Genomic DNA, 21922 nt, shown 5'->3' with positions numbered 1-21922 from the left:
CGGTTTCCCCTTTTTTAAGCACGTACAAAAGTTGAAATTGCATGCTTATATATGATTTGAATTTTCCCATCAGAATCCAGTTCTATCACATATTTGTCGAAATCATTGATCTTACCTTGCAGTTGAAAACCGTTCATTAAGAAGACGGTTAGCACCTGCCCCGATTCCTTATACTCCCCTAGAAACGAATCTTGTAAATTCATCTAATTCTCCCCTTTTGTTTGTAAGAATTGATATATATCATTATAGATAATATCCGTGTTTGTCTGTGCGATATCATACCAATGAATTTCAAGCTGGTTTCTAAAATAAGTTAATTGCCTTTTAGCGTACTGTCTAGAATGTGCTTGTACACGCTCCATGACTTCAGAAATACTCGCCTCCCCTTTAAAATATGGCAAGAATTCCTTATAGCCTATTGCCTGACTCGCTGTCTTAGACATACCTTTGTCATACAATCCCCTAACCTCATTTTCAAGGCCAGCCAAAAACATTTTTTCTACACGTAAATTGATACGATTGTATATCACACTTCTCTGTGTTGTAAGTCCTATTATGAATGTATCATACTTCTCTTCTTGTGTATACGCTTTCTTTTCTGTAGTTGTTAGGTTTTCCTTTACCAGACGACGAATGATTCGCTGTCTGTTGTTGGGGTGAATATCAACATCTTGCACCATTTCACTGAGCATCTTGAATAAATTTTCAGTTGTAAATTGCTCATAGTATTGGGTGAATTTATCGATATCTTCTTTTTCTTCTTCGTTAAATTTATAGCCATCGATCAGGGCTTTAATGTAGTGACCCGTCCCACCAACAATGAAGGGTACTTTACCTCGACTCTCAATATCCTTCACTAAGTTTGCCACCATTGTTTGAAAGTCAGATACTGAAAAAGTTTCATCCGGGTCTTTAATATCGATTAGGTGATGTGGAATGCCATTCATTTCATCTATATTAATTTTTCCTGTACCGATATCCATACCTCTATAAACCTGCATGGAGTCTCCGCTGATAATTTCTGCATTAAAATGTTCTGCGATTTTTATAGATAAATCAGTTTTACCGATTGCTGTTGGACCGACAAGGATTAATAATTTACTTTTTCCCATGTAAGTATACCCAGTTGACGATTTTAGAAAAAACCGCCCCTCTATTTTCTTCAAATAGCACCTCATGACGTGCATTCGGTTCCAGTATGACGTCAACGTGATCAGATAAGCGCTTTAACCGATAGCGTATAATCTCGTAATCTCTACCGAAATGAGAGAAGGGATCATCATTGCCGCCAATTAATAAGTATGGAATGTTTTTATATTGTCTGATGACCTTTGATGAATCCACTTGACGTATATTCGATAAAATCTCACTGAGCGCCTTCACACTCATCTTTTGACCAGCATGTGGATCTTCGTTATAGGAGATGACGTTGCTATCTTCTTTTGATAGCCATCGATTCTTATGATTCCCTTTGAAGTTAGAGTCGTAGCCAAAGAATGCTAATTTGTTGATGAGTGTCGATCTTGTTTTTGGAATTACTTTAGCGAGCACTTTTAAGAAATTTGTAGCCAGCGCATCTTTAAAAGATAACTTACTGCCTGTACCTACAATAATCGCACCGTCATATAAATCCTCAATTAACAGTCTTCTTAATATGATTGAGCCCATGGAATGACCAAGTGCGAACCTGGGTAAATCTCTCGGCATAGAACGATAGACGACCATAGCGTCGTCGATTAAATCTTCAAAAGAATCAAAGTGACCTAAATTAGATTTTTTCTCATCACTACCATGACCCCTATGGTTGTGAACAACACAATGAATATTATTTAAAGTTAAATAAGTTAAAAATTCCTTGTAGCGGTCCTTATGTTCAGCCATACCGTGTAAAATCTGAATACTCGCCTTCGGTTCAACTGGTACATAATGCGTCACGGCAATCGTCCTGCCTTTATTTTTCATTGTTTTGTTAATAATCTTCATGCACTACCCCCCTCTTAGCGGTTCTTGTTCTGTACATCCGCTTCGTTTCGGATTCGAAGCGGCGCTTACCCGATTCATCCGCTTCGTTTTGTTTTCGAAGCGGGGCTAGCTCACCAAACACCATATTCCCACAATCTACCTTACTTCATCACCCGATTAAACAGTCTTTCGATCTCATAGGTGGTCATATGAATGATGACTGGGCGGCCGTGCGGACATGTGTAGGGTGATTGACACTTACCGAGTTCTTCTAACAGGGCTTCCATCTGTTTTTTATCGAGGTAGTGATTGGCTTTAATAGATTGTTTACAACTCATCATGATGGACATTTCTTCTCTATATTTGTTGATATCAAAGTGGTCAGTGTGGGATATAAAATCTATGAGGTCATTGATATCCGCTTCTGGATTATCTTTATTAATCCATGATGGATATGCTGATACTGTATATTGTTTCATGCCCGTCTTATCAATTTCAAAACCTAGATTTCTTAATTCAGTCAGTTTCTCATCTATGGTAATTACGTCGTCAAATGAAAATTCGAAGGTATATGGAATAAGTAATGGTACGCCGTCATTTTCTTTTACTACGTTTTCATAAATATATTCATATTTGATGCGTTCTTGAGCGGCGTGCTGATCCATTAAGTACATGCCGGTTTCATTTTGCATGATGATATAGGTTCCATGAAGTTGGCCGATAATTTCCAAATACGGTAGTTTTTCTTTTTCTAGCTTGTCTTCTGTATTGATATAAGTCGGTTGATCTTTTGGTTTAGTCTCGGTCGGACGCTCTTGCTTTGTTGAGGCCCGGTCACTCGTCTGTTCGATTTCACTTTCCTTGAAGAAATTGTTCTTCTTGGGTGGACTCTGATAAAGACTCGCTGCTTCTTTTATGGCTTTTAAGCGGTCCTCACTAAAGTCTATCGATGACTGTTCTGGTTTTTGTTGTCTCTCTTTTTTCGACTTATGCTGAACTTCTGGAATTAACTGAGTCTCTGTTAAAGCATCTTTAACAGCTTGTTCTGTTAAATCTAACAGCTCTTTTTCTTTTGATAATTTAACTTCAACCTTAGATGGGTGAACATTGACATCAAGTAATTTCGGATCCATCTTAATATCTAAGAAGACAAGCGGATACTTATCTTTCGCTTGTAGGGTATGGTAAGCATTGATGATGCTTTGGGTGAGCTTGAAATTACGAATGTGACGGTTGTTGATTGCGAGATTGATGTAATTTCGATTGGAACGAGTAATCTCAGGTCTTACAGCGTAACCTGTAATTTCATAGTCTGGGCTCACCCCGTGTACTTCTAGAGAATTGGACGATACTTGAATGCCGTACAAGATATGAATGACTTCTTTTAAATTGCCATTACCTGTCGTTTTAAAGCGTTCCTTGTCATCAAAGACTAAACGGAAACTTACACTTGGATTATTCAAAGCCATTCTTTGGACGATATCAATAATCTTACCGGCCTCTGTTCTAAGGTTTTTAATATATTTTAGCCGTGCAGGTGTATTGTAAAATAAATCTTCAATTTCAATTATCGTCCCCTGTCTTTCATGCCAAACCGTATCTACTTCATACTTCCCGGCTGAATAGACAATTTTAAAAGGTGTCGAAGTTTGACTCATACTCTCTAAAGTGACCTTAGCAACAGCACCAATACTACTCAGGGCCTCTCCTCGAAAGCCTAAGGAACGGATTTCGAATAGGTCATAGCTTGTATCAAGCTTACTTGTCGCATGACGTTCAAAAAGTAAGGTTCTATCTTCATAGTCAATCCCAGAGCCATTATCGATAACCTTAATAGAATCCATACCAGAATTTTTGACCATGACTTCTATAACAGAGGCGCCAGCGTCGAGTGAGTTTTCAACGATCTCTTTAACGATTGATGATGGACGCTCGACCACTTCACCTGCTGCAATTTTGTTTTGTATATCAGCAGGAAGCACGTGTATTTTACCCATTTTATATGCCTCCTATTTCAATGATTTCTTCATTTCTGCTAAGGTATTTAATGCTTCGAGTGGTGTCATTTCATTTAAGTCGATACTTTCTAATTTTTCGATTAGATCACTGTTTATATTTCTCTCTTGTTCTTCTGAATCGTCTAATGGTAGTTCAAGTTGGAAAATTGTATTGTCAGGCACTTGTTTACCATTACTTTCAAAACCACTTAAGTAAGAGTCTGCAAGCTCTGTCACCTTATTCGGTAGTTCAGCGAGTCTTGCGACGTGAATACCATAACTTTTCTCTACTGCACCAGGTTTCACCTTGTGTAAGAAGACCAGTTTACCATCATATTCAGTCGCTTTAACGTGTACATTTTGTAGCCCAGATAAGTCATTTTCTAAGGCTGTTAATTCGTGATAGTGCGTAGAGAATAAGGTCTTCGCTCCAATGTCATCGTGTATATACGATAGCATGGCTTGAGCGAGCGCCATACCATCATAAGTCGACGTCCCTCGGCCAATCTCATCAAAAATTAATAGAGAATCTTTAGTCGCATTTTGAAGGGCAGTATTTGCTTCCATCATTTCAATCATGAAAGTCGACTTTCCACTAGATAGGTCATCACTCGCACCAATTCTAGTATAGATTGCATCGAATATTGGAAGCACTGCTTTGTTTGCAGGTACTCTCATACCAATTTGAGCCATGATGATAATCAAAGCAACTTGTCTCATATAGGTCGATTTACCTGACATGTTCGGTCCGGTAATTAGATAGATAAAGTCATCATCTGTCATGTTTAAATCATTCGGTACATAAGTACTTTCGTTTAACATGCGTTCAACAATTGGATGGCGTGCTTCAACAAGTTCTAATGTACGATCACTAGAAAATTCAGGTGCAATAAGGTGATGCTCATTTGAAACATGAGCAAATGAAATCAATGTATCTAACATTGATAAGTGTGAAGCGGTATGTTGCAAGCGATCGATGTAAGTCATCATATGATTTCTAACTTCAGTAAACATCTTATACTCAAGCATGATGCTATCATCTTCTGCCGTCAGTATTTTACTCTCCATATCTTTAAGTTCTGGCGTAATAAACCGCTCTGCATTCGTTAATGTTTGTTTACGATTGTAAGAGAACTTATCCGCATCAAAGTTTACAGCTTGCCCTTTAGAAATTTCTAAGTAATAGCCAAAAACTTTATTAAAACCAATTTTTAGATTTTTTAAGCCAGTACGTTCTTTTTCTTCTTCTAAGTAATTATTCAACCAAGTTCTCGCATTATTTGAAATGTCTCTAAGTTCATCCAATTCATCAGAGACCCCATCTTTAAAGATATTACCCTCTCGAATCGTCTTAGGTGGTTGATCTGTAAATACAGTTAAATGCTCATAGACATCTTCTAAACTATCAAAATTTCTAAATAATTGATTGTCAGTTAATGAAAGATATTCTAGAAGTGCTTTTAATTCAGGTAAGCCTTCGAGCGAGTCTCTTAATTGGACGAAGTCCTTCACATCAATATTATTAAACGATAAACGCCCGACCAAACGTTCAATATCATAAACTTGATTCAATATTTTAGACAACTGTTCACGTTCAGAGAAATGGTCGATTAGAACGGTCACAATTTGTTGGCGGTTCTCAATCTCTTTTTTAGAAACGAGCGGACGTTCAATCATATTTTTTAGACGACGTTTCCCCATCGGTGTTTCGGTCTTATTTAAATACCAAAACAGTGACCCTTTTTGCTTTTTAGTCTGAATATTTTCAAGCAATTCCAAATTCGACACGGCTGCATAATTCAATCTCATATGAGCATTCAACTGGTGTTTAGTCACCGGTTTTAAATGCTCTAAATCTCTCATGTTTTGTGCACGAATATAGTTTAAGAGGAGCTGAATCGCCTCATGTTCAACGACATCATCTTCAAAGTCGTAATCCTTCTTATCAACCGCTTCAAAGACAGTATATAGCGGTGGATCACTATATATTTTACTTAGCAGGTACTCTGAACTTGAATCCACGACTAATTCACTTGCACCGATTGTCTCGATTTCACTCTTCAAATCGTCCTGGTTCGCGGTTGAGAAGGCATGGATTTCTCCCGTTGAAATATCACCGTAAGCGACCTCATATGTTTGATTCACTTCTCTGAGCGCTAAAATATAGTTACTCGCGCCGTCTTCCATTCCAAAATCATCGATTAAAGTGCCTGGCGTAATGACTCGGACGACTTGACGTTTCACCATGCCTTTAGTTTCACGCGGGTTTTCCATCTGCTCACAGATTGCGACTTTAAAACCATGGTCGATGAGTTTAGCAATGTAATTTCTTGCAGAATGATAAGGTACACCGCACATTGGCGTTGGATTGTCACTGTTTTTATCTCTTGAAGTCAGTGTGATTTCCAGCACTTTTGCTGCAGTCACTGCATCATCGTAAAACAGCTCATAAAAGTCACCTAACCTAAAGAATAATAGGCTATCGGGATGTTGGTCTTTTATCGAAAAATATTGTTTCATCATCGGCGTCAGTTCTGCCATCTATTCCACTTCCTAAGATAATCTTGTCGTATTATTATAACATGTGAAGCATTTAAAGTCGGTTTAAAACTCCACGCTTTTCGAGCGCTTTTAAGATAAAATAAGACACCGTTGCACCGATCGCACTCGACACTAAAAATGCAAGTGCAATAACGGCATATACATTAGTGTCGAGGTCTAATATCAACATCAAAGGATACAGACTTAGAGCCCCAATGATACCTGTTCCAAGCACTTCACCTAAGGCAGTCGGTGCCAATTTTTTAGTATATCGATATAATAGGTATGCCAATAAAGCACCGATCATAGATCCGGGATAAGCAAATATTGTGCCTGTACCTAAGAGTACTCGAATTGTCGAGGACACGAAGGCTTGAACGATGACCCATGGACCTGTGAATACTGCCCCGAGTACGTTAATTAAATGTTGCATTGGTGCGGCTCTAATTACACCGAGTGGTATTGTTATAAATACACCTAAGACCACATTTAAAGCAACAAAAACAGAAGTTAAGGTTAAATTTCTCGTCAGTTTATTCATTTATAAATCCCCCTTTTTTTAAGAAAAAAGCCGTAATCAACATCAGTTGGTTATCGGCTTTAAAAATTGCTTATTTAAATTGATCTTTGTTTTGGTTCGGTCTGTTTCTAACAGCAGCTCCAGTTTCACCTTGGAGCACATCTCCACCCGTTCTTTCAATCACTTCTTGAGTAACAGTTGAGCTGATCGCGTGAGACACCATTTGTAATAGTTCATTGACACCCGCTTGGGATGCTTGGAATTGTTCGACTAATGGCATGTCGTTTAACTCTTCTTCAATTTTTGCGAGCTTTTCTTCAGTCATCTTATAAGCGCGTTCCTTACCGTAGTTTTGGAAGTTAACGGCTTGTTGCTGAAGGCTCTTTAAGCTTGCCATCTTTTCACGAATTTCCTGGTTTTCATGAATTTTAGCTTCTGCCTTTTGGAAAAACTCAACCTGCTCGGTTTCAGCCATCATCTTACCGAGCTTTTTTGCTTCTTCTATAATTTGTTCCTTAGTATACATGAAACGTTCCACCTTTAAGTTTATATATCACCATTATATATGAATCCTTACACGAATTAAATGTAAATCTCATGAACTTACTGATTCACCATATCGTAATATTTTCCTTTCTTTTCGAGCAAGGCTTTTTCAGTACCCGATTCAAGCATTTTACCGTGTTCAAGTACAAAGATTCGGTCGACTGCTTTTATAGTATTGAGTCTATGAGCAATAATAATACTAGTTCGCCCTTTCATCAGCCGCTCAAGTGATTCTTGGATTTTAAGCTCTGTAATCGTATCAATTGAAGATGTTGCCTCATCTAATAATAGGATTGCAGGATCGGTAATTAAAGCCCGCGCAATAGATATCAGCTGCTTTTGTCCTTCTGAAACAACACCATCATCCGAATCAAGTACAGTATCATATCCGTTATCAAGCGAGATAATGAAGTCGTGTGCATTGGCGGTCTTAGCAGCTTCTATGACTTCCTCATCTGTTGCATCTAAGCGTCCATAGCGAATATTTTCTCTGATTGTTGCCTCAAAAAGATAAGGATCTTGTAAGACAAATGCGGTACGTGAGCGTATGGCATGCCGTTTATAGTCTTTAACATTTCTACCGTCGATTAAAATTTCCCCGTTATCTGTCTCATAGAAACGGGCCAGTAACTGCATAATCGTCGTCTTCCCTGCTCCAGTAGCACCAATTAAAGCAACTGATTCACCAGACTGAATTGAAAACGATAGATCCTTTATAGTTGGTGATTTTTGTTCTTTTAAATATGAGAATGTGACATTCTTAAATTCTATATTTCCTTCAATTTGTAAATTTTCAATCGTTCCATTATCCTTTTCTTTTGGCGTATCTATAATCTGAAAGACCCTTTCAGCACCGGCAATGGCGGATAGTACCTGGTTGAGTTGGTTGGATAGGTCAGCGAGCGGTCTTGTAAACTGTCTCGCATATTCAGCGAAGACAACAATAGTACCAACAGTAACGATACCGTTTGTCGTCAGTGCAAGAATGCCTCCAGCACCTGCAACTATAGTAAAGGATAAGTTATTTAACATATTCATTATTTTCGGTATAAAGCCAGAGTACAAGTTTGCCCAGAAAGTAACTTCTCTTAAATTTCTCGCTTTTTCTTCAAAGTTATCAATCGCTCGTTTTTCTTGAGAGAATACTTTAACGATTTCTTGACCAGAGACAATTTCTTCTATATATCCATTAAGTTCCCCCGTACGTCTCTGTCTCATTTTAAAAATCGGACCTGTACGATTTGTAATATAGCGGACACCAATGATAAGTAAAGGAATAATTAATGCCGTTAGAAATGTCATAATTGGACTTAGGTACAACATTACCGAAAACGTGCCGAGCAAGGTCACAATACTTGTCGTAAATTGAATAAATGAAGAGTTCATTGTTTGAGACAAGGTTTCAATATCGTTTGTCATCCGACTCATCAATTCCCCGTGTTGGCGATTATCGAAAAAAGTGACTGGTAATTCCTGCATATGATCAAATAAATGTTGTCTTAAGTTATAGATTGTTCTTTGTGATAAGCCGACCATTAGGTAGGCCTGAATAAATGTTGTTAATGACAGTAAGATATAGGAAGCTAAAAGTATAATTAATACTCTAAATAGCCCATCGAATTCTCTCGGTATAAAATAAAAGTCAACAATACGGCCAACTAAAAATGGACCAACGATGCTTAAAAGACTGGTCACAACGACGAGTAGTATGATGAGGTATAATAACTTTCTTTCACCTCTCATGAACTGCCAGATTCTCAGGAGCGTCTGCCCCATATTATCTGCCCTCGTACGCTTCTGTTTTGAACCAATATCTTCCTTCTTTAAGACAGGTTCATGACCAAAAGGCTTGTTGAAAAAATTACTCATCGATGTGCCCCCCTTTCATCTGTGACTCGTTGATCTTTCCGTAGAGCGGTGACGATTTTAACAGTTCCTCGTGTGTACCTAGCCCCGCAATTTCACCGTCATCTAAAAGTAAAATACGGTCAGCATTTTTGGCTGTAGAAATCTTTTGGGTGATGACGATTCGCGTCACATTTTCATCTTTTAAGGCATCCCACAAGTTGTTTTCTGTCTTAATATCAAGTGCTGATGTTGAGTCATCTAAAATTAAAATAGCCGGCTTTCTTACCAAGGCACGTGCAATAGAGAGTCTTTGTTTTTGCCCCCCTGATAAAGTGACACCCATCTGACCCACTGGCGTATCGTAGTTATCATCAAAGCTCATTATATTATCGTGAATTTGAGCTTTCTCTGAAGAAGTCATGACCTCTTCTTCTTCAGCCTTTATGTTACCCCAAAGGAGATTATCGTAGATGCTACCTGTAAATAACATAGATCTCTGCGGCACATAACCGATTGTTTGCCTTAAGTCCGCAGTTTCCCATTCCCTGATTTCTTTATCATTGACATAGACTTTCCCATCTGTCGGGTCATACATATTTGGAATCAAGCTAATCAAAGTGGACTTACCTGAACCTGTTCCGCCCATGATGACAAAGTTTTCGTTGTCGTATATTTCAAATGATATGTTCTTAAGTACATATCGCGAGGCGTTTGGATATTTGAATGATACATTTTCAAACTTAACGTAACCTTCTTCTTCACTCTCTTTATACGTCTGTTCTCCATCTATTGAAATTGGTGAATGAAGGACTTCACTTATTCTGTCACTTGACGCCTTAGCACGAGATGTCGCGATAATTAAAAAGGCAAACATTGAGAATCCACCCTGCATTCTTAAGGCGTAGTTAATGATGGCTACAATCTCACCGACAGCAACAGCGTTACCTTGTAGAATGTCAGATGCCACCCATAAGACCAGTAGTAAACTGCCGTTCATGATTAAAAGTAAGACCGGTAATATCGATTCCATCAATCGTAAAGCATAAGTCGTGTCTGTCTTTAACTTGGTTGCGACCTTGGCGAATTTATTTGCTTCGAATTTCCCTCTGTCGTTGGCCTTTATCAGCCTAACAGCTTCTAAATTTTGCTGAATAAAACGGTTAATTCTATCAAGCCAGTGCTGCACTCTTAAAAATACTTTTGCCCCTTTTCTCGCAGTAATGAATAAGAATACCGCAAGGACTGGCGTTAGAATTGATAGATAAAAACCAAGTGTCGGATTGACTACAAATGACATGACCAAGGAACCAATAACGAGCAGTGGTGCCCTAAGTAATATACGTAAACTCATGTACAAGAGCATTTCTGTTTGAAGAACATCTTGTGTGAGTCGTGTAATCAAGCTTGAAGTTGGAAATTTCGAGAATGTTGCTAAAGTAAAGTGCTGGACTCTAGTAAAAATTGCCATTCTTAAATCATAACCAAACATATTGGTTAAATGACTAGTGAAATATGTATTCAGAATCCCTGATATAAAGGCAATCAGCGATACTGCAAACATCACAATTAAATAAAATATGACGTTATCTAAATCATTGGCAAGTATCCCCTGGTCGATGACTTGCTGAATAAACAGTGGCTGAATTAATTCAACAATCAGTTCAATAAACATAAACACTAAAGCAACGATAATCAGCCATTTATATTTCGTTGCATAACGGTAGACAGTTAACATACACACGCACCCCTTGTTTCAATCCCACATACTTATTTCGAAAACCGAATTAATTATATTATGCCATAAAACAGACGAAATTTTCACTAAATTTGATTGGAATAAAGAAAAAGAGTTCAGTTTATATTTGAACTGAACCCTTCATAGTTATTCTTCTACTTTGAAATTTTTAATTGATTTTTGATCTGTGTCGATAATGACGCCACTGATGACACCTTTTCCTTCATCAGGTACCACATGTCTTTCAGGTAAATTTGTTATGAACCTTCTGATGACTTCATCTTTTCTAATACCAAGAATTCCATCCTTAAAGCCAGTCATACCAACGTCCGTTATGTAAACTGTCCCATTTTCTAATCGGGTCGCATCATTCGTTTGCACATGGGTATGCGTACCAACGACAGCATTCACCCGACCATCTAAATAATAACCCATGGCGATTGACTCCGACGTCGTTTCGCTGTGGAAGTCGACGAAAGCTTGATCGTATTCATGACTATCAAGAATTTTATCGATAACTTTAAAAGGATTTTCAATTGGCTCAAGGAAACTACGCGCCTGAAGATTAACGATCAACAGCTTCTTACCATTGATGTTGACCACTTTGGCCCCCTCACCCGGTGTACCTTCTGGGAAATTTGCCGGCCTTACCATTTTCACATCTGTATTGAGGAGATCGTATACCTCACGTTTAGCGAAAGCATGATTCCCTAGCGTGATAAAATCCGCACCCGCACTTAGTATTTCCTTATACGTTCGCTCGGTAATCCCCTTACCGTGTGCAGCATTCTCACCATTCACAATTGTGAAATGCGCGCCGTGTTCTTTTTTTAACCCAGGTAAATAATTTTTTAACATGCGGCGGCCAACTTTTCCGACCACATCTCCGATAAATAATATTCTCATATCAAAACCACCCTATCTACTGCTAGTATTATACATTATTTCTGATTTCCGTGTCGATGTTTGGGATAGAACAGTGCGATAAATCTTTAGCGGGCCGCTGTCAGTTTCACAGCGAGCCGATAAATCCCTAGCGGACCGCTGTCAGTTTCACAGCGAGCCGATAAATCCCTAGCGGACCGCTGTCAGTTCCACACCGAGCCGATAAAGACAAACTACCTCCATCATTCAACAATTTTCACCCAATCTTTATATCTTATGTCCTTTATCGTCGTCATAGCTTCTTCAAAATCATAAAATTTAAATTTATAACAAGCAGTTTTCACACTTGTATCTCTAGTACAAAATTTTGCTAAATAACGTTTAATGGTAGTATCGGACAACTGATGATCCGCCAGCTGCAGCACCTTCCTCTTAGTCATTTTTTCATTAGGGAAGAGGAATTTAAAATCGCTAAAGGTACGTAAAACGTGGGTACTATTACTCTCCTTCGTCCCGCAATTTGCACACAAAAAATGGAATTGACCCTTCTCCAAATCAAAGTGCCCACAAACCCCACAATAAAGACCCAGCTTCAACGTCTTTATATCTATAGCATCTGGTAAATAGGGATTTTCAGCTATAGCAGTTTTAATTATTTCAGCTGCCTTCTTTGTACGATTGCCCACAAAACTACTACCCCGACTTGAAAAGTATGACCTAAGATAATTTCGTAACACGGTGGTCTTCCAGATCTTATCGTCGTCACTAATCAACCTAAAACCATCATTCACAAAGACGGTGGCCGACTCAACATTGTATTGAATGTTGTTCTCTGTCATTAGTCGCTGAAGTTTGTTTTTTGCTCGCACTGTTTGAACAAAAGGGTTATCACTCATCTGCCTTTGATTTCGATACCAATTACCATTTTCAAATCTATATTCACCGCTGTAGTTTTTGATTTCATTGAGTGATATTCTATCTTCAGCGATGATGATGCTATCAAACTGGGTATAACTTTTACCGATTTTCAAAAAGACATCACGAAATATATGCATATTTCTGTGGCCGGTTTCATCCAAAATCAAATCGTAATTCTTTTCTCTGATAAACCCCTTATGACTTGTTCTCAAGGCGGTTTGTTCTTCTTCTGTCAATACTCGACGTTTTCCTAAAGCGGCATAATGTAAAAGTTCGAATGGTTGCTTACGATGATTTAAGAACATTTTTCCTCCAATTTGTATATTTCCTCACTTCTATTTATACATGGAAAATATAGTTTTTCAGCTAAAAGCCCTCACAAATACAATAATGGCGAAAGTGTAAGTACTTATTTGAAAAATGGTAAAAAGCACCATACAAAAATCCCCCAGACTAGGAATTAGTCTGGGGGATTCTCTAAATACTATTTAGCGTATTCTATGGCCCTCATCTCACGGACAACTGTCACTTTTATGTGTCCTGGATATTGTAGTTCATCTTCTACTTGTTTTTTAATGTCTCTTGCTAATCGATGGGCTTTAAGGTCATCGATATTTTCAGGACTTACCATGACACGAATTTCGCGTCCGGCCTGAATTGCAAAGGTTTTTTCAACGCCTTCATAGCTTTCTGCTATGTGCTCTAGTTTTTCTAAACGTTTAACGTAGTTCTCGAGTGTTTCGCGTCTTGCACCTGGACGGGCAGCTGATAAGGCATCTGCCGCTGCAACAAGGATTGAAATGACGCTTGTTGGTTCAGCATCACCGTGGTGTGATTCAATTGCGTTGATAACTGTGTCTTTTTCCTTGTAACGTTTAGCAAGTTCAGCCCCGATTTCAACGTGTGATCCTTCTAGTTCATGGTCGATGGATTTACCGATATCATGAAGTAGTCCAGCACGGCGAGCGAGTGCAACGTTTTCGCCGAGTTCTGCTGCTAGGATACCTGCAAGATATCCAACTTCTACTGAGTGCTTGAGGACGTTTTGTCCGTAGCTTAGACGATATTTCATCTTACCTAAATGCTTAGAAAGTTCTGGATGTAAGTTATGAATGTCGAGTTCAAATGCAGCAGCTTCACCTGCGTCGCGAATTTCAGTTTCCATATTGCGACGGGATTTATCAACCATTTCTTCAATACGTCCTGGATGAATTCGGCCATCTTCTACGAGTGCTTCTAGGGCACTTTTCGCAATTTGACGACGAATCGGATCAAAGCCTGATAAGATTACTGCTTCTGGCGTATCATCGATGATGAGATCGACTCCAGTCAGCGTTTCAAGTGTTCTAATGTTACGACCTTCGCGGCCAATGATGCGACCTTTCATCTCATCATTTGGTAGGTTGACTACCGACACTGTGGACTCGCTTGTATATTCTGCTGCGTAACGCTGTGCCGTTAGGGCAAGCAGTTCACGCGCTTCTTTTTCTACATCGCGGGTCATTGCTTCTTTCTTTTCTTTTACCATTACAGCCATATCATGTGACAGTTCTTGTTCTACTTGAGAGAACAACTCTTCTCGCGCTTCATCACGAGTCAGTCCGGAGATGCGGGATAATTCTGTTTCTTGTTGACTAATTTTTTCATTAATCTCGTCATCCTTGGCATCTACCATCTGCTGTTTTTCTTCAATTTTAGCTTCTTTTTGTTCCAACGAGTCATCTTTCTTATCTAGCGTTTCGCTTTTACGATCTAAGGATGATTCTCGTTGAATTAATCTGTTTTCATATGCTTTCATCTCTGCGCGTTGACGATTCATATCATCATCGAAAGCTTCCTTCAGATTTTGGTTTTCTTCCTTCGCTTCGAGCAGCTTTTCTTTCTTGAGATTGTCAGCTTCTTTCTCTGCTTCTGAAATTATATGATCAGCTGATGTTCTCGCTTGTTGCTGCTTTTTCGTCAACATGTTATTGACAATAAAATATCCGATAACAACACCTAGAATAATACCAATTAGGATGAAGAGAATGTTCATTAAGTCCACAATAAACACCTCCCTATCTCGGTTCTAAAGTGTGTTAAATATAATATGAGTTGAATTAAAATATTATATATTACAATTTTAAATATAATGTTACATAAAAGCAAGCACGAGAATTTACATTTCCCGTGCTTGCCGACTTTTAATAAATTGCTATATAAGCTTATTTTAATTCATCTTCATCAAAGAGTGTACTTTCTTTCTCATCCTCTTCTTCAGTGACTTCAATATCTTCCCCAAAGCCGAGTGCCGAGCGCAGTTTTCTTTGGATTTCTTCGTATAGTTCAGTGTTTTCTTTTAGTGTATTCTTCGCATTCTCTTTACCTTGGCCAAGTCTTTCACCATTGTAAGAATACCAAGCACCACTTTTTTCAATGATGTCTTCTTCTACACCAAGGTCAATCACTTCACCGACGCGAGAAATACCTTCACCATACATGATGTCGACTTCTGCCACTTTAAACGGTGGTGCAACCTTATTTTTTACAACTTTAATCTTAGTACGGTTACCAACGATATCTTGACCGACTTTAAGACTTTCCGCACGGCGGACTTCAAGACGTACTGAGCTATAGAATTTTAGGGCACGTCCGCCGGTTGTTGTTTCTGGGTTACCGAACATCACACCAATTTTCTCACGAACTTGGTTGATGAATAAGGCAGTTGTGTTTGACTTAGAAATGGCACCTGAAAGTTTACGTAGTGCCTGAGACATCAGACGGGCTTGAAGACCCATGTGAGAGTCACCCATCTCACCTTCTATTTCCGCTCTAGGTGTTAGAGCTGCTACAGAGTCGATAACGACCATATCTACAGCACCACTACGTACGAAAGCTTCTGTAATTTCTAGTGCTTGCTCACCTGTGTCTGGTTGTGAAATATATAAATTATCAATGTCTACACCAAGATTCTTAGCATATTCTGGATCGAGCGCATGCTCTGCGTCAATGAAGGCACAGATGCCTCCATTTTTCTGAACTTCTGCAATCGCGTGTAGGGATACTGTCGTCTTACCTGAAGATTCCGGTCCGTAGATTTCTATAATTCTGCCTTTAGGATAACCGCCTACACCGAGTGCTCTGTCTACTGTGACTGATCCTGATGAAGTGGTTTGTACCTTACGTCCAACGTCATCTCCTAGCTTCATTACCGAACCTTTACCAAATGATTTTTCCATATTTTTAATTACTGTATCTATCGCTTTATGTCTTTCGTCCATAATGTACCTCCAGTCGTGATTTCATATTTATTATATCACTCATAAAATAAAAAAGCGAATATATGTTCGCTTTTAAATACAAAATTTTAATTTTTGCTGACCATTTTCTAATTACCGCCAGGATTCATTACTAAACTTCACTTTTCTGTTGGTTTTTATCGACAATTTTTTATTTATGGTCTGCCTTAAAAACAGCACGGCCTTTAACAAAGTATTCGACTCCAGATAAGATTGTAAAGAAGACTGCAATGTACATTAATACCATACCTGGTGAAAATGGTAGGAAGCTTGTCATAATATCACCGAAAAGTAAAAATACTAGTGCAAACATTTGAAAGACCGTCTTCACTTTACCAAGCTGGCCTGCTGCTGACACGTAGCCCTGCTCAATTTGTAAGAGTCTTAAACCTGTGACTGCAAATTCACGTGCGATGATAACAACTGCAATCCAGGATGAAATAACATGCCATTCAACTAGGACAATTAAACCGGTCGTGACGAGGAGTTTGTCGGCAAGCGGATCTAAAAATTTGCCCATGTTGGTAATGAGATTCCATTTACGGGCTAAGTAGCCATCTAAAAAGTCAGTCAATGCGGCAACGACAAAGGTAACAGCAGCAATGAGCTGTTCAATACGGATAACTTCCCCACCGAGGAAGGTCGTATTGCCAAAACCGAAATCGACTAAGGCAAAGATTAAGAAGACTGGAATAAGGATGACTCGAAACACAGTCAACCAATTAGGTATATTCATTTTGTCACTCCCTCGTTATGTTAAATTGATAATATATTGTTACCGTATCACCACGTAAGGAATTGTCGAGTGGCTGACCATCAATTGAGACATCAAAATTCGTAGAGTTTCCGAGTGCCAAATTTAATACAGACGCTTCTGGATCAATATCAAAAGTGCCACCTTCAGATTCCTCATATAGATAAGAATTTTCAAGGTCATCAGTTAGGCTAACCCAAGAAGGCTCATCTCCTGAAATTTCCACTGAAAAAGTGTCACTCGTCGTAATATTGTATATCAAAGTATTACCTTCACGATTGACAAAACTCACATCGGTTGTCGGCGCTTCTTCAGCTTCTTCCTCGCTTGTTTCCTTTGTTTCTTCTTCAGCTGTTTCTCCTTCTGGTTCTTCAGATTCAGCTTCTTCTTCTGGTGCTTCGGTCGATTCTTCTTCATTTGATGAAGCAATGTCATCAATAACTTCAGAGTCTGTTTCATAGACCCGTTTAGTTTCAAAGAGGTCACCTTCAGAACCGATTTGCAAAAGTACAAGCCAAACAACAAACAAGACTAGGATCATCGTAATAAAACCGATTAAAATTTTCTTTAAGTATTTAAAGTCCTGATCTTCTTTTTGATTTCTCTTCTGCTGATCTGTTGTCGCTTTCGGAAGCTCATCACTAAAACGCTCAAAGAGCATATCAGCATCGAGTTTTACGTAATCAGCATACTTTCTAATAAGGTGTTTAGTATGTTTCGGTTCAGGGAGTTTTGATAAGTCACCCGCTTCGATAATTAAGATGACTGATTTTTTTATACCTGAGCCACTTTCCATCTCTCTTAAAGTGATGCCGGATTTTTCCCTTTTATTTTTTAAGTAAGTCCCTAGTTTCATAATCTTTAGCTCCAATTAGAAAAAGTCCATGTTGTCACTTTCAAACCAGTGACGCTTCTTATGTTTTTCATAAGTAATTTCTTGACCTTCGTACTCACGTATTTCAATAATGTAATCAAAATCATCTTGAGTCAGTTTAAAGTAAGGATCTTCCATTAGTAAGTCAGGATGTTCGACGACAGTCGTACCCTCGTAGTTTATAATTTCGTTGACCAGACGTTTATGTTCATTATTTGTTGATTTAGACGTGACAGCACCGTCTATAATGTAGACGTTACCTTTGTCGTATTCCTGTTTGTGAAGACTCGTTCTTTCCGTCTGTTTTAACATTGTTGACGATAAGAACAACCACTTATCACCAGCTGTCACGCTCCCCGCAACTACGGATTCTGTCTTACCAACTCTTGGCATGCCGCGGACACCAATTAAGAAAGTATCATCAATCTCAAATAAACTCGCTAGAAAGTCAACAACAATACTAATTTCATCACGTGTAAAACTAAAGATATTCTTGTTCTCTTCAGCACGTTTGATGAATCTGCCATGACGTAGGGTCAAACGGTCAGTAATGGTCGGTTTTCTAATCTTTATAATTTCAATCTCATGGATGTGTCTGACGATGTTTTTAAATCGTTCTAACTTCCACATATCGTCCGTACGAATCAACAGTGCACGCTGTGAAACTTCAACACCGTTAATCGTTTTAATTGAAAGACCAATATTACCTAAAAGACTTAGAATATCGCCCAGTAAACCTGGCCTGTCATCTAAATTTTTATATTCTAAATACACCTCTACTGTACGTTCAGGATAAAATTCAGGTTGTGTTGGATTCATGTAAACCATCCCCCGTTGATTTTTAAAACCTCTCCCGTAATGCTTCGTGCTTTACTAGATGCTAAATAAAGAGTGAGGTCTGCCACTTCTTCAGGCTCAATTAAACGGCCTTGCGGCAAATCTTCTAACATATACTTTATGTCTTCTTTACTTAGCTTTAATGTCATTCTACCACGGACCACACCAGGTGCTATAGCATTTACTGAAATTCCTGACGGTGCAAACTCCTTGGCCAAGGATTTGACCAAGGTCTCCTGTGCACCTTTAAAGGCACTATAAACACTTTCCATACTTGAGCCGTATGTTCCCCATACCGAGGACATGACGATAATCGATGCTTGCTCACTTTCTCTCAGCTTAGGAAGCAATATCTGAATAAAAGCGACCAAACTACGTATGTTTATATTGTACTGTTTATCTACAGTGCTTAAATCCGTATCTTGGATGAGTTCAAACAAAGCTTCGCCTGGAGTGTAGATTAATGTATCGATGACATCAATGTGTTGAAAGTATGACGCTAGATCGTCCCTTTCAATTGGCTGACTCAAGTCTAAATAATGATGGGTACTTTGAAATTTCGGCGCCTGTGTCTTTGAGAATGTGATGACATCATCATCTTTAAATTTCTTATGGACCGATGATCCGATATCACCACTTGCACCGACGATGACAACCTTAGTCATGTGGCTTCACGATGACACTTGAGACATTCATTTCATCGATAGAATTATTAAAGAATTCCTTCAAGTCATCTAAGCTAATACTATTGATTAGATCTGGCACTTCATAGAGATCGGCACCATCAAAGAGATACTTAGTAAACTGATTCGCAACGTATTCTGGAGAGTTTAAGCTCGTTAAGTAATCACCTAATAACTCTCGCTTTTGACTCTGCAATCGCTTCTCGCTGAAGAAATCTGAGTCTTTAACTTCTTTAATAATGCGGATTATTTCTTGTGTAAATGTTTCTGGATGTTCAGTTTCCACAGCCATCAAAGTATGACGGACTAGATTATCTTCTTGATAAGAGAAATTAAAGGAATCATCTATAATGCCGCGTTCTAAAAGATCCTCATAATAACTAGACTGTTCGCCAAAGACCATATCTAAGGCAAATAACATCGCTGCATCACGTTTTGATCGTAAATGACTATCTGCATCATCCGGGAGTGATTTAAAACCGAGCATCACTTTTGGTGTGGTCACTTGCAGTTGAAGTTCTTGATTATAACGACTTACACCATAAGGTTCTTCTGGTAGGAAGCGTTCAATGTTTGATGGTGTCGTTGTCGGACGTTTATTTTGATGCGTTTCGATAAAGTTAAACGTTGCTTCGATATCGAAATCTCCTGCTAAAATCATGACCATATTATCCGGTGCATAGAATGTCTCATGGCATAGATATAAGTGTTCTGCAGTAATTTCAGAAATCGATTCTAAAGTCCCTGCAATATCAATTGCAACAGGTGAGTTTTCATACATTGAATTTAGGGTCTCATGGTAGAGTCTATAGCCTGGATTATCCTGGTACATCTTTATCTCTTCATTGATAATACCAATTTCCTTATCCACTTTTTCAGGTGTAAAATATGGAATTTCAACCATGTTCATCAAGAGCGTTAAGTTCTCTTCAAAATTTTCCGTAGCACTGAATAAATATGATGTCCGGTCCACTGAAGTAAAGGCATTGGCACTGGCACCCATTTCAGAAAACTTCGTAAAGACGTCACCTGATTCTTTGTCGAACATCTTATGCTCTAAAAAGTGAGCGATACCGTCTGGCACATTGTAAACCTTATCACCTGACTTAAAGTGATTATCAGTCGAACCATATTTAGTTGTATACGTTGCAAACTTTTTATTATAACCTGACTTGTCGATTATATACACTTGTAAACCGTTATCCATTACTTGTTTATAGACGGTTTCATCAACGTGTTCATAGTATGTTTTTGTATACTTAGTCATCATTATTACCGCCTTTCAGCGTATATACTGTGTCCAGTTTAATCTTAGTAGCAAGGTTTATGATATCTGCCTTAGTGACTGCTTTTAATTGTTCAGTCCATTCTTTAACTTCTTTAGTCGTCGATTGATCTCTCAGTAAGCGATTATAATTTAAAGAGATCAAGCCTCTCGGCTTATCCATGGACTCTTTTCTTGAAGATAACATATTACGCTTGATTTCTTCGACGAAGCGCTCATCAAAATCACCATCTAAAACGCGATCAAGTTCTCGTTTAACTGCATCTTCAAAGACCTTGATATTGTCGTTATCTACCCCTGCTAGAACAAAGAGATAACCATTTTTAATATCCACTTGTGAATGGATGGAATATGCTAAGCTCATCTTCTCACGAATATTCGTAAATAAAAGTGATGAAGCAGAACCGCCAAACAATTGGTTGAAGACATTCAATGCCATGACATCACCAGGTTCAGAATACAGTACCCTAAAGCCTAGGTTAGCTTTCGCTTGTTCAATACGGCTTTCTGTCGTCTTGTACTTCACGTCCCCAGGTGCTTGTATTGGGTAGCCTTTATAAGGATAGAGCTTAGGTTCTTCTAATTGATGAACGTTCGCTAAGGCATCAAATACCTTATCATCCACTTTACCGGCAACTAGAATTGACATGTCGTTGTTAGCCATCATATCAGCATGAGCTGCTTTAACATCATCTAGCGTTAATTGTTCTAAGACTTCAATATCCCCAAATGATAAAATCCGGTACGGCTCATCATCAAACATAGTCTCTAAGAGAGACTCAAAGGCACGTTGGGCATAGTTATCCTTCATGCTCGTCAGACGATTTTTTAAAAGTCGCTTCTCTCTATCGAAAAATGCCTGATCTTCCTCACTATAAGAGAACGGTGAATACAACACATCTTTTAAGAGTGCTGTAATATCACCAAGCATATCCATATCTTCAAGAATAAACTTATCGTTTACAAATTCAATTGACACTTTTAATAGGTGGTCACTACCCTTCTTAATGACGTTAGAAGTTAAGTGTGCACCGTAATGCTCAGCTAAGTACTCAAGCAGTTTGGCATTCGTCGGATGTTCACTTGTTCTTTTGACCATCATACGACTGAGTAAACTCCTTGTTGTTGCCCCTTGTTCAGTCAGTGGCGTACGGAAGTAGATGCTGACGACAACTGTCTTAAACTTTGCGGTATATATCTTTACGATGGGTACATTATTAATAATTTTTTTCTCTACACCTTGCATAAGAAAAACTCCT

Annotated in this window: 19 protein-coding genes; all 19 read right to left on the bottom strand. The window is 38.6% G+C overall.

The window, feature by feature from the left end:
* Window positions 1–14: 14 nt before the first annotated feature.
* A complete protein-coding gene (hfq, locus tag V6E76_RS00260) occupies window positions 15–203 on the bottom strand; it encodes an RNA chaperone Hfq (protein WP_026867637.1) in 189 nt (62 codons plus the stop codon).
* Entirely contained in the window at window positions 204–1112 is a 909-nt protein-coding gene (gene miaA / locus V6E76_RS00255) for a tRNA (adenosine(37)-N6)-dimethylallyltransferase MiaA (protein WP_247347934.1), read from the bottom strand.
* Window positions 1099–1983 carry an alpha/beta hydrolase gene (locus tag V6E76_RS00250; protein WP_247347932.1) on the bottom strand — a complete coding sequence of 295 codons (885 nt, stop codon included), beginning with the start codon at window positions 1981–1983 and terminating at the stop codon, window positions 1099–1101. Before V6E76_RS00250 ends, miaA begins: the two co-directional genes overlap by 14 nt.
* A gap of 140 nt (window positions 1984–2123) precedes the next feature.
* Window positions 2124–3959, bottom strand: coding sequence for a DNA mismatch repair endonuclease MutL (mutL, locus tag V6E76_RS00245; protein WP_247347931.1), 1836 nt, complete (start codon window positions 3957–3959; stop codon window positions 2124–2126).
* A gap of 12 nt (window positions 3960–3971) precedes the next feature.
* Window positions 3972–6500: a DNA mismatch repair protein MutS gene (gene mutS / locus V6E76_RS00240; protein WP_247347930.1), complete on the bottom strand. Its 2529-nt coding sequence runs from the start codon at window positions 6498–6500 to the stop codon at window positions 3972–3974.
* A 52-nt stretch (window positions 6501–6552) separates the two neighbouring features.
* Window positions 6553–7041 carry an energy coupling factor transporter S component ThiW gene (thiW, locus tag V6E76_RS00235; RefSeq protein WP_026867632.1) on the bottom strand — a complete coding sequence of 163 codons (489 nt, stop codon included), beginning with the start codon at window positions 7039–7041 and terminating at the stop codon, window positions 6553–6555.
* Between the two features lie 70 nt (window positions 7042–7111).
* A complete protein-coding gene (locus tag V6E76_RS00230; protein WP_026867631.1) occupies window positions 7112–7546 on the bottom strand; it encodes a YlbF/YmcA family competence regulator in 435 nt (144 codons plus the stop codon).
* A gap of 77 nt (window positions 7547–7623) precedes the next feature.
* Window positions 7624–9435 (bottom strand): ABC transporter ATP-binding protein, encoded by a 1812-nt coding sequence (locus V6E76_RS00225; RefSeq protein ID WP_026867630.1) that lies wholly within the window; start codon window positions 9433–9435, stop codon window positions 7624–7626.
* Window positions 9428–11149 carry an ABC transporter ATP-binding protein gene (locus tag V6E76_RS00220; protein ID WP_247347929.1) on the bottom strand — a complete coding sequence of 574 codons (1722 nt, stop codon included), beginning with the start codon at window positions 11147–11149 and terminating at the stop codon, window positions 9428–9430. Before V6E76_RS00220 ends, V6E76_RS00225 begins: the two co-directional genes overlap by 8 nt.
* 147 nt (window positions 11150–11296) lie before the next feature.
* Complete coding sequence (locus tag V6E76_RS00215; RefSeq protein WP_247347928.1) at window positions 11297–12055, bottom strand: TIGR00282 family metallophosphoesterase; 759 nt, start codon at window positions 12053–12055, stop codon at window positions 11297–11299.
* A 221-nt stretch (window positions 12056–12276) separates the two neighbouring features.
* On the bottom strand, window positions 12277–13188 hold the full coding sequence (locus V6E76_RS00210) for a nuclease-related domain-containing protein (RefSeq protein ID WP_499797672.1): 912 nt from the start codon (window positions 13186–13188) through the stop codon (window positions 12277–12279).
* Between the two features lie 248 nt (window positions 13189–13436).
* Window positions 13437–14987 (bottom strand): ribonuclease Y, encoded by a 1551-nt coding sequence (gene rny / locus V6E76_RS00205; protein ID WP_370545414.1) that lies wholly within the window; start codon window positions 14985–14987, stop codon window positions 13437–13439.
* A 169-nt stretch (window positions 14988–15156) separates the two neighbouring features.
* Window positions 15157–16212, bottom strand: coding sequence for a recombinase RecA (gene recA, locus V6E76_RS00200; RefSeq protein WP_166626521.1), 1056 nt, complete (start codon window positions 16210–16212; stop codon window positions 15157–15159).
* A gap of 169 nt (window positions 16213–16381) precedes the next feature.
* Complete coding sequence (gene pgsA, locus V6E76_RS00195; protein ID WP_198687810.1) at window positions 16382–16966, bottom strand: CDP-diacylglycerol--glycerol-3-phosphate 3-phosphatidyltransferase; 585 nt, start codon at window positions 16964–16966, stop codon at window positions 16382–16384.
* A 4-nt stretch (window positions 16967–16970) separates the two neighbouring features.
* Complete coding sequence (locus V6E76_RS00190) at window positions 16971–17840, bottom strand: helix-turn-helix domain-containing protein (RefSeq protein WP_247347927.1); 870 nt, start codon at window positions 17838–17840, stop codon at window positions 16971–16973.
* 15 nt (window positions 17841–17855) lie between these two features.
* Window positions 17856–18677, bottom strand: a complete 822-nt coding sequence (locus tag V6E76_RS00185; protein ID WP_166626518.1) for a DUF3388 domain-containing protein — start codon at window positions 18675–18677, stop codon at window positions 17856–17858.
* The gene (locus V6E76_RS00180; RefSeq protein WP_198687811.1) at window positions 18674–19360 is read right to left on the bottom strand and encodes an SDR family NAD(P)-dependent oxidoreductase; all 687 of its coding nucleotides are present in this window, start codon (window positions 19358–19360) and stop codon (window positions 18674–18676) included. The genes V6E76_RS00185 and V6E76_RS00180 overlap by 4 nt, the downstream gene beginning before the upstream one ends.
* Window positions 19353–20645 (bottom strand): EF-P 5-aminopentanol modification-associated protein YfmH, encoded by a 1293-nt coding sequence (yfmH, locus tag V6E76_RS00175; RefSeq protein WP_198687812.1) that lies wholly within the window; start codon window positions 20643–20645, stop codon window positions 19353–19355. Before yfmH ends, V6E76_RS00180 begins: the two co-directional genes overlap by 8 nt.
* Complete coding sequence (gene yfmF / locus V6E76_RS00170; protein ID WP_198687813.1) at window positions 20638–21909, bottom strand: EF-P 5-aminopentanol modification-associated protein YfmF; 1272 nt, start codon at window positions 21907–21909, stop codon at window positions 20638–20640. The genes yfmH and yfmF overlap by 8 nt, the downstream gene beginning before the upstream one ends.
* Between the last annotated feature and the right edge of the window lie 13 nt (window positions 21910–21922).

This window comes from Jeotgalicoccus huakuii (genome assembly GCF_036665975.1).
GTDB classification, from domain to species: Bacteria; Bacillota; Bacilli; order Staphylococcales; family Salinicoccaceae; genus Jeotgalicoccus; species Jeotgalicoccus marinus.
The sequence above is the reverse complement of the archived record's forward strand: the minus strand, read 5'-3'. Positions and strand labels throughout refer to the sequence as shown.

Excerpts from the sequence above, each read along its gene's own strand:
- V6E76_RS00230 (WP_026867631.1), bottom strand. The coding sequence starts at position 7,546 with ATGTATACTAAGGAACAAATTATAGAAGAAGCAAAAAAGCTCGGTAAG.
- V6E76_RS00190 (WP_247347927.1), bottom strand. The coding sequence starts at position 17,840 with ATGAAACTAGGGACTTACTTAAAAAATAAAAGGGAAAAATCCGGCATC.
- V6E76_RS00215 (WP_247347928.1), bottom strand. The coding sequence starts at position 12,055 with ATGAGAATATTATTTATCGGAGATGTGGTCGGAAAAGTTGGCCGCCGC.
- pgsA (WP_198687810.1), bottom strand. The coding sequence starts at position 16,966 with ATGAATATACCTAATTGGTTGACTGTGTTTCGAGTCATCCTTATTCCA.
- V6E76_RS00185 (WP_166626518.1), bottom strand. The coding sequence starts at position 18,677 with ATGAATCCAACACAACCTGAATTTTATCCTGAACGTACAGTAGAGGTG.
- mutL (WP_247347931.1), bottom strand. The coding sequence starts at position 3,959 with ATGGGTAAAATACACGTGCTTCCTGCTGATATACAAAACAAAATTGCA.
- recA (WP_166626521.1), bottom strand. The coding sequence starts at position 16,212 with ATGGACGAAAGACATAAAGCGATAGATACAGTAATTAAAAATATGGAA.
- V6E76_RS00250 (WP_247347932.1), bottom strand. The coding sequence starts at position 1,983 with ATGAAGATTATTAACAAAACAATGAAAAATAAAGGCAGGACGATTGCC.
- mutS (WP_247347930.1), bottom strand. The coding sequence starts at position 6,500 with ATGGCAGAACTGACGCCGATGATGAAACAATATTTTTCGATAAAAGAC.
- hfq (WP_026867637.1), bottom strand. The coding sequence starts at position 203 with ATGAATTTACAAGATTCGTTTCTAGGGGAGTATAAGGAATCGGGGCAG.
- yfmF (WP_198687813.1), bottom strand. The coding sequence starts at position 21,909 with ATGCAAGGTGTAGAGAAAAAAATTATTAATAATGTACCCATCGTAAAG.
- V6E76_RS00180 (WP_198687811.1), bottom strand. The coding sequence starts at position 19,360 with ATGACTAAGGTTGTCATCGTCGGTGCAAGTGGTGATATCGGATCATCG.
- miaA (WP_247347934.1), bottom strand. The coding sequence starts at position 1,112 with ATGGGAAAAAGTAAATTATTAATCCTTGTCGGTCCAACAGCAATCGGT.
- thiW (WP_026867632.1), bottom strand. The coding sequence starts at position 7,041 with ATGAATAAACTGACGAGAAATTTAACCTTAACTTCTGTTTTTGTTGCT.
- yfmH (WP_198687812.1), bottom strand. The coding sequence starts at position 20,645 with ATGACTAAGTATACAAAAACATACTATGAACACGTTGATGAAACCGTC.
- rny (WP_370545414.1), bottom strand. The coding sequence starts at position 14,987 with ATGAACATTCTCTTCATCCTAATTGGTATTATTCTAGGTGTTGTTATC.
- V6E76_RS00220 (WP_247347929.1), bottom strand. The coding sequence starts at position 11,149 with ATGTTAACTGTCTACCGTTATGCAACGAAATATAAATGGCTGATTATC.
- V6E76_RS00225 (WP_026867630.1), bottom strand. The coding sequence starts at position 9,435 with ATGAGTAATTTTTTCAACAAGCCTTTTGGTCATGAACCTGTCTTAAAG.